The 8,733-nt window shown below is 42.5% G+C and carries 6 protein-coding genes; 5 read left to right on the forward strand and 1 reads right to left on the reverse strand.

Annotated elements, in window-relative coordinates:
• The 5 genes from ACESM0_RS11360 to ACESM0_RS11380 all read left to right on the forward strand — a co-directional run.
• A partial coding sequence (locus ACESM0_RS11360) for an ATP-binding protein (protein ID WP_372906327.1) occupies window positions 1-621 on the forward strand: 621 nt, incomplete at its 5' end.
• A 42-nt stretch (window positions 622-663) separates the two neighbouring features.
• Complete coding sequence (locus tag ACESM0_RS11365) at window positions 664-3,906, forward strand: SNF2-related protein (protein WP_372906328.1); 3,243 nt, start codon at window positions 664-666, stop codon at window positions 3,904-3,906.
• 22 nt (window positions 3,907-3,928) lie between these two features.
• Window positions 3,929-5,881, forward strand: coding sequence for a DUF2779 domain-containing protein (locus ACESM0_RS11370; RefSeq protein WP_372906329.1), 1,953 nt, complete (start codon window positions 3,929-3,931; stop codon window positions 5,879-5,881).
• A gap of 88 nt (window positions 5,882-5,969) precedes the next feature.
• Window positions 5,970-7,322 (forward strand): Fic family protein, encoded by a 1,353-nt coding sequence (locus ACESM0_RS11375; protein ID WP_372906330.1) that lies wholly within the window; start codon window positions 5,970-5,972, stop codon window positions 7,320-7,322.
• Window positions 7,322-8,242 (forward strand): HNH endonuclease, encoded by a 921-nt coding sequence (locus ACESM0_RS11380; RefSeq protein WP_372906331.1) that lies wholly within the window; start codon window positions 7,322-7,324, stop codon window positions 8,240-8,242. Before ACESM0_RS11375 ends, ACESM0_RS11380 begins: the two co-directional genes overlap by 1 nt.
• A gap of 93 nt (window positions 8,243-8,335) precedes the next feature.
• Here ACESM0_RS11380 and ACESM0_RS11385 read toward each other — a convergent pair.
• The coding region (locus ACESM0_RS11385; RefSeq protein ID WP_372906332.1) for a hypothetical protein at window positions 8,336-8,733 on the reverse strand (398 nt) is incomplete at its 5' end.

Raw genomic sequence — 8,733 nt, forward strand, 5'->3', positions numbered from 1 at the left:
GCCATTGAAGAGGTATTGGCAAATGCCGTTTACCACAAAAGTTATGAGCGACGAAGTCCAATCGAAGTAAATATTCGTCTGGATCAAATTGAAGTGCTCAGCTTTCCCGGTCCGCTGCCTCCCGTAGATAACAAAATGCTTAAGAAGAAACGTATTGTATCCAGAGAATACCGGAATAGAAGGATTGGAGATTTTCTAAAAGAGCTTCAGCTCACAGAAGGGCGTGCTACCGGTTTTCCTAAGATTTATGATGCCATGAAAAGAAATGGATCTCAGGAGCCGAAGTTCGAAACCGATGATGAACGGTGCTATTTTCTGGCAGTTTTGCCAGTTCATGCGGATATGGAAAACAGGGGCCTTGCAGGGGGGCAAGCTAAGGGTCAAGCTAAGGGTCAAGCTAAAGAAATAGAGCTCAGTGATACCGAAAAAGCTATTTTAGAACTTTTAAGTGAGGGGCCATGCTCAACAGAAGAGATTGTTAAAGAATTGGGATTGACAAAACGAACGGGTGCACTACAACGCACATTAAAAGGACTGCTTGAAAGAGAAATCATTCAATATTTATACCCTGAAACACCTCGTCATCCGGGCCAAAAGTATGTATTAAATACAGATAAATAGCATGTGAATTGTGGTTGGACAAATTGAACTAATAACTTTCCAATGAGTAGAGACGACCAGAGAGAATTATTCAAATGGCAGTGGCCTCCTGCTGGTAGTTATCCGCTGAATAACGAACTTGGCAAAGTGGGAAAATGGGTTAAAAAAGATCTGGAAGCTTCTGACAATTTTTTGATTCTTACCGGTTTTAGTTCACTTGCATATCTGATTGAACAGATCGGCGATGAAGAAACATGGTTGAACAAATCAATCACAATTGTTTTAGGTAATGAGCCTATCATTAGAGAAGAGCTGTTTAAAAAAAGACTCTCCCAAAAGAAGAACACGTTTTCCTATCAAATTGCAGATTACTGGCTTGAAAAAGGAATATCCATCAAGCTTAATGGCCCACTTCTTTCATTGATCAAGGGAATTGAGGAGGAGAAATTAAATTTTAAGATTCATCCGGATTTACACGGAAAGGTATATGTTGGTGATCACCACCTGATGATGGGCTCAAGTAATTATTCCCATTCAGGAATGGCGCTTCAGGCTGAAATTAATGTACGCTATGAAAAAAGTGATCCCGCATATGAGGATCTAAATGGTATTGCACGACAATATTTATCTGAAAGCAAGGATTACAACGAGGATCTGCTTGCGCTACTGAGAAAACTTCTTCAACTCGTTGATTGGGATGAAGCATTAGCCCGAGCTATAGCTGAGCTTTTAGAGGGGGGCTGGGTTGAAAAGTACTTTAATGATTTGCATCCCGGACAAAATTTCAGATTGTGGCCCACGCAGCGACAAGCCATCGGACAAGCTCTGTTCATTTTGGACAATGAGGGAAGTGTGTTGATTGCGGAGCCAACCGGATCAGGGAAAACCCGGGTCGGGGCGCACCTGCTTGCCGCTTTGTTAAACCGCTTTTGGCAGCAGGGGCGCGGTACCAGAAGTAAATACAAAATAATTGCCCCTCCCCTGGTTCTTGATAACTGGCAGCAGGAGCTGGACAGGCTTTACTTTACGGTAGCAAATCCGATATCCCACGGGATACTGAGCCATTTAACGAGTACTCAGAATCAGTCTCATCTGAAAGATATTCAGGAAGCTACAGTGCTTTTGGTTGATGAAGCGCACAACTACTTGAATATGATGTCCAACCGATCGCAGACGATTAAAAATAATAAGGCTGACCATGTGGTACTATTTACAGCCACTCCGATTAACCGGAAATGGAATGATCTGCTTCGTATGGTTGAACTGTTGGGCCTCGACAATTTATCGGAATCGGCTTATAAGGCATATAAAAAACTGAAAAGATCACGCAGCGGCTCGCAGCCTAGTTCAGAAGTATTGGAGCAGCTTAGATCGTATTCTCAAAAATTTATTGTCAGAAGAACCAAGCGAGAAATTAACGAGATTATTGACCGAAGACCCGAGTCATTTAAAGATCAGTTTGGTAAACTCTGCCGATTTCCGAAACATGTCTGTAATATTTATCCGGTCGAACAGGAAGATCAAGATGTAGAACTTGGGAAAAAGATCGATCACTTATGTCGACAATTGAAGGGGATTCTCTATCTCCAGAAAATAACTTTGACCAAAAGACAAATTAGAGAAGGAACCGACCCTCAAAGTTTTACGAATGGTCGGATCAAATCAGCTGCAGCACTATCACGCTATAACATCAAGAACTGTTTAAGATCGTCAAGAGCGGCACTGATTGAACATATTTTAGGCACTAAAAGGGCCTGTAAATGGGCTGGTATCGGATCTATTCCTAAAACTGATTCTGGAGACATATTATCAACTCTTAAGAAGATTGACGAAGTACCTAAAATCAAAAATCTCGATGATAGACATTTACCAGAGTGGATTAAAAATAAAGAGTTGTATCGTAATGCTGTTGATGAAGAGATTAGATTACTGGAGGAAATCGTTGATTGTGCAAAACGTATAAGTAATCGTAGAGAACGATCTAAGGCTAAATTTCTATCCAATTTGGTGAGGGATCAGAGTCATATTTTAGCTTTTGACAGCATTGTGATTACTCATTATGTATTGGAAAAGATCCTGCAAGAATACACTTCTGAAGAGACAAAGCTGGCAATAGCTACAGGCAGCCAAAGTGATAGCGGCAAAGATGAGATTCAGAATTATTTCCACCCCTCCTCCGAAAGTAACTCAGTCATTGGTCTGTGTACCGATGCTCTATCTGAAGGCGTGAATCTGCAGAAATCATCAGCAGTAGTTTTTCTGGACATGCCGACTGTTATACGTAAAGCGGAACAAAGAGCCGGAAGAGTAGATCGGCTAGATAGTCCTCACAAGAAAATTGACATTTTCTGGCCCGATGATCATGATGTGTTCAAATTGGAAGCGGATAAAAAATTTATTAATCGTCATGATTTAGTCAGTACGGTCATCGGTTCTAATATTTCAGTACCTGAATCCTTCTATACAAACGGTACGGAAAAGATTGCCCCGGAAGAGATGAAGAACCTCTATGAAGAACGCCAAAAAGAGGATAAGGAATGGGGAGGTGTTGATGATGCATTTAAGCCGGTCAGGGAGTTTATAGAATCAGACGGTTTAATTAATGAAAAGCTTTACGAGCAATACAAAGAAGTTACCGCAAAGGTATTGTCTCGAGTTAGTATTGTAGAATCTAACGAATGCTGGGGCTTTTTTGCTATCAAAGGCACGGAAAAGAGAGCTCCGAAATGGGTGTTGATTAAAAATGAAGGTGAGTTAATTAGAGATCTGCCTGAAATTTGTTCATTTTTGCAATCCAAGCTGCCAAACTGTTCCAACATTAAAACCAAATCAAAGGCTGTTGATAGATCAATTAATAAATTTGTGGAGCTTCTAAACAATGGTCAGCTTCAATTACTCCCGAACAAGAAACGACTGTCTCTGATAATATTCGAAAACTTACTCAAATATTGGATAAAGCTTGAAGAGCAGAAAATTGAGCAGGATAAAAGCTTAATAACTATTTATAAAAACTTTCAAAACCTCTTCAACAATCATTTCAGTTTATCTGGATATTCTATTGATTGCTATGAGTTCAGTCAGCTATGGCTTGATCTACTTCATCCATACTTTTCGAAATCTGAAGAAACTCAAACAAGCCGACGATCAAAACACATTAATAGTCTCAGGGATTTAAAAAAGTGGTTAAAAGATCATCCGGTCGATAAACAGGACCTGGTACATTTATGGGAAAACCTTCCAACAGATGAGCCATTAGATAGACAAGTTGCTGCTGCGATCATTGCTGTTTCTGATAACCTAATCTGATAAGTTTTTTAGTACAAAAATTATGGTTTTTAAAAAACGCTATCTCACCAAATCCCTCTTCAACACCTCAAGAGAGTGTGCCTCCCGCCTCTACTATGCCAAGAGAGATGAATACCCCAGTGTAAAAGATGAAGATGAATTTCTGCAATCCCTGGCCGAGGGTGGGATGCAGGTTGGAGAGCTGGCCTGTATGATGCATCCCGGTGGCGTGGCGATCGAAACGCTGAACAGTGCCGATGCAATTGCGCAAACCGATCTGGAGTTGCAAAAGGATTGCGTCAGATTGTATGAACCGGCTATTACGTATGATGACAAATTCCTGATCCGTGTGGATGTGTTTGAAAAGTATGGAAATGATGTCAACCTGATCGAAGTAAAAGCCAAATCATGGAACCCTGATGAAGAGTTTTTTACCCAAAGCGGGACGATTCGCTCAGAATGGACTTCCTATTTGTTTGATGTGGCTTTTCAGTACTGGGTAATGAACCGTGCCCATCCCGACTGGAATGTCACTCCATATCTGATGCTGGTCAACAAGGATGCTGTTACAACGGTAGACGGATTGTATCAGCGGTTCCGGGTGGTGGAAAATGAAAATGGCCGAAAAGAGATCAAACTGAAACCCGGTACCACCCTGGCTGATCTGGGTGAACCGATTTTGAAGAAGGTGGATGTTTCCGAAGCTGTGGCTACCATTCTGGCAGGGAAAGCTATACCGGAGGCGAAGAAAACACCCCTTCAACAGCTCGATTTTTCACAGTGGATGCATACGCTTGCAGATTATCATATCCGGAATGAGCAATATCCTGTAGAAATTGGAGACAAATGCAGAAGCTGTGAGTTTCGAGTACCCCTGGAGAAGCTGAAAGATGGCCAGCATAGTGGGTTTGGTTCCTGCTGGAAAATCGCATTGGGATGGGACGACGATGATTTTCAGGAGCCTCACATCTTTGATTTGTGGAACGGTCGGAGTTTCTACAGTAACATGGTGGAGAAGGGTATCTATCACCTCAAAGATGTGAGGAGGGAGAATCTGCCAGCCAATCCGGACGGAATTACATCAAAACTGGATGCCTGGGATTCCAAAGAGCGTCAGACTGTTCAAATCCAGATTGAAACGGGAGGTATCTCTGAAGATGAAGTGATATTGAATCCGTTGTACGAAGAGATGAGTCGCTGGCAGTATCCTCTCCACTTTCTCGATTTTGAAGCTCTTCGACTTGCTATCCCATTTCTTAAGGGCAGACGGCCATATGAGCAACTCGCATTTCAGTTTTCGGTCCACACCATGCAGGAGGATGGAACGGTTACCCACTCAGCCGAGTGGATCGATCGGGAGCGAGGTAGTTTTCCGAACTATGAGTGTGTCCGTCAGCTAAAATCAGTCTTAGACAATGACAAAGGCACTATTTTTCAATACACACATTTTGAAAACACTCTGCTGACCGAAGTGATGAATCAGCTTACTGATGATCGTGATCAGGTTAAAGATGCGGATGAACTCATTGAGTGGATTCAGACCATTATTCGCGGTGGTGAACGGGAGATGGTGGACCTGCATAAGCTGATCAAGCAGTATCATTACCATAAGGATTTCAAAGGCTCCATCAGCATCAAAAAAGTACTACCGGCCATTTTAAATACCAGTGAATCGTTAAAAGATAAATACAGTCAGCCCTATCAGGGTAAAAACTTCAATGGTCAGATCTGGTATCAGGAAAATGAAGAGGGTACTGCTATTGATCCATACAAACTGCTGCCACCTATCAGCTTTGAAAATCTCCCGGACTATGAAACCGGTGAAGAGTTTATCGCAGATGGCGGCAGTGCCATGATGGCCTATGCCCGAATGCAATTTGATGATGTACCCCAGGAAGAAAGAGATGCCGTTTTCAATGCCTTGTTAAGCTACTGCGAGCTGGATACCCTGGCCATGGTGATGGTTATAGAGGCTTGGAAGGGGGCTTTTGAGTAGTTATTCAAGAATTCACCTGGATCAAATAAATTCATATTTTTGACCGAGCATAAAAACAAAATTTTCGAATCTCCTGTAATTTATAAACATGACCGAAACCAACCGAATAGAATATAAACAAGAGCTTACCGGAGACCTCGAAAAAGAAGTCGTTGCTTTTCTGAACTACCATGAAGGGGGTATAATCTATATCGGCCTGGATAAAAAGGGCAATGTGGCCGGCGTCTCTGATTCAGACAGCGATATGCTGAAGGTTAAGGATCGCCTTAAAAATAATATTCTTCCTTCATGCATGGGCTTGTTTGATGTGGTTCATGAAGAGCATGAAGGCAATGATGTAATTAAAATCATTGTGGCCAGCGGACCGGAAAAACCTTACTACCTGAAAAAGTATGGCATGTCGGAGAAAGGGTGCTATATCCGCACAGGAACTGCGGCCGAGCCTATGCCGGTTAAAATGATCGAGGAACTCTTTTCTAAACGAACCCGGAATTCCATTGGCAAAATCACTTCTCCACGTCAGGATTTAACCTTTGAGCAGCTCAAAATTTATTATGAAGCTGCGGGCATCACCCTGAATAAACAGTTTGCCAGAAACCTTGAGCTTTTAAACGAGGATGGAAAATATAACTATGCCGCTTACTTACTGGCAGACCGAAATAATTTGTCCATTAAAGTAGCCAAGTACAATGGCATGGGCCGTTCGGACTTGGCAGAAAGCAATGAATACGGACAGGAGTCTTTGGTCAAAGCCACCAAGCAGGTATTGGATAAAATCGATGTTTTAAACACTACGATCACAAAAATTACATCCAGAGAAAGAGAAAACACCCGGCTTTGGCATCCGGTAGCATTACGTGAAGCTGTCATCAATGCTTTTGTCCATAATGACTACTCCAAAGAGGTACCGCCTAAGTTTGAGATCTTTTCTGACAGAATTGAAATTACGTCGGCAGGCGGGTTACCGGAAGGATTAAGCCGGGATGAATTTTTTGAGGGTTTTTCAGTACCCCGAAACCGTGAACTTATGCGGGTGTTTCGGGATCTTGGCCTGGTTGAACAATTAGGGTCAGGCGTTCCCCGTATTTTGGAAACATACTCCAGAGACTGTTTTAGCTTTTCAGATAACTTTCTTCGAATGGCGTTTCCGGCTCCTGAGATGGACTATTCAGAAGGCACCCCTCAAGTTACCCCCCAAGTTACCCCCCAAGTTACCCCCCAAGTAGATCAGCTGATACTGAATCTTGAAATGGAATTGAGCCGGGATGAAATTCAGGAAAAACTGGGACTCTCGGATCGGAAAAACTTTCGGAAAAACTATTTAAATCCTGCTCTTGAGTCTGGACTCATTGAATACACGATTCAGGAAAGCCCGAATCATCCGAATCAAAAATACCGGCTTACTGAGAAGGGAAAAGACTATAAGAAAACGCTTGACTGATGAAATTCTACATTGGCGTCACAGATGATAACTGGTTTCACTTTCTGGCTCAGCACAAGCCGGACGAGGTGAACTTCTGGCGGCCGAGGGATAAATCGAATTTCAAGGTGATCCAGGAAGGGGCACCCTTTCTGTTTAAGCTGCACAGCCCGAATAACTTCATTGTGGGTGGAGGATTTTTTGTGAAACACCTATTCCTCCCACTTAGTTTAACCTGGGATGCGTTTGGCATCAAGAACGGAGCAGCTACCTATGATCAGTTTCGTCAGTCGATCATGAAATTCAGAGACGGTGACGGCCTCAATCCAACCATCGGCAGTACAATCCTAACCGAGCCTTTCTTCTTTGATCGTCAGGACTGGATACCCATTCCTGAGAATTGGAGCAAAAACATTGTAAAGGGAAAATCGTACAGTACCGATGAACCCATTGGTGCTAATGTTTGGAGGCAGGTGAAAGAGCGTCTGGATACTCAAAAGTACAGAGAGGGTGAGTTGGCTGTTAAAGAACCAGAATCGCGATACGGCAGCACATATGAGCTTCGTGCCCGTATCGGCCAGAGTGCATTCCGTGCGATGGTCACCGATGCCTATAAATACCGCTGCTCCATCACCAAAGAGAAAACTCTCCCGGTATTGGAGGCAGCTCACATCAAGCCCTATGCTGAATCCGGGCCAAACCTCACAAAGAATGGCCTCTTACTTAGATCCGATATGCATATTCTGTTTGATAAGGGATACATAACCGTGACTGATGATCATAACGTAGAGGTCAGTAGAAAAATCCGTGAGGAATTTGAAAACGGGAAAGAGTACTATGCCTATCACGGTAAACCGATATCCAATCTACCGGATCAATCAATAGACCGCCCTTCCCCTGCTTTTTTAGACTGGCATCAGGAGCAGGTTTATAAAGGGTAGCATGTTAACAAAATTTGTCTGATCAATAATGTTTAACAATAGATATTTGTGATCACTTTAGATTCACTTCTACCAGCCCCAACTTAAATTGAGCTACCACAAATGAAGTTTCGGTTCCTCTTCCTCAACCGGATTTAAGATTGCGTCAATTTTCTGTTTTACCGGATTGAGTCGGTCAGCATGTTTGATAGCCCAGTTTTTCCATTTAATGAACCTTGCTAACTGCTCCTGGTTCAACTCTTTCTGTTTAATCTGGATTTCTACTTCCTCGATATACTGATAGATATAATGTGATTTTGTGAAGAAAGCAGATTCTTGCTCCAAGTCCGCTCTTTTCTTTTGCTCTAATTGCTCCTCACGTCGTTGGCGTTCTCTTATGATTCGTTGTTGTTCTTCTCGTTTACGATCCTCCTCCCTTTCAATTCGCCACTTTTTAGCTTCGTTAGCGGTAAGCAAGATGGTTTTAAAGATCTTTTCAGTTTGATATTCCA

The sequence above is a fragment of the Rhodohalobacter sp. genome, assembly GCF_041686455.1.
In the GTDB taxonomy this organism is placed as follows: Bacteria; Bacteroidota; Rhodothermia; order Balneolales; family Balneolaceae; genus Rhodohalobacter.

Coding starts and splice junctions, on each gene's coding strand:
- ACESM0_RS11375 (WP_372906330.1), top strand. CDS start 5,970: ATGACCGAAACCAACCGAATAGAATATAAACAAGAGCTTACCGGAGAC.
- ACESM0_RS11370 (WP_372906329.1), top strand. CDS start 3,929: ATGGTTTTTAAAAAACGCTATCTCACCAAATCCCTCTTCAACACCTCA.
- ACESM0_RS11365 (WP_372906328.1), top strand. CDS start 664: ATGAGTAGAGACGACCAGAGAGAATTATTCAAATGGCAGTGGCCTCCT.
- ACESM0_RS11380 (WP_372906331.1), top strand. CDS start 7,322: ATGAAATTCTACATTGGCGTCACAGATGATAACTGGTTTCACTTTCTG.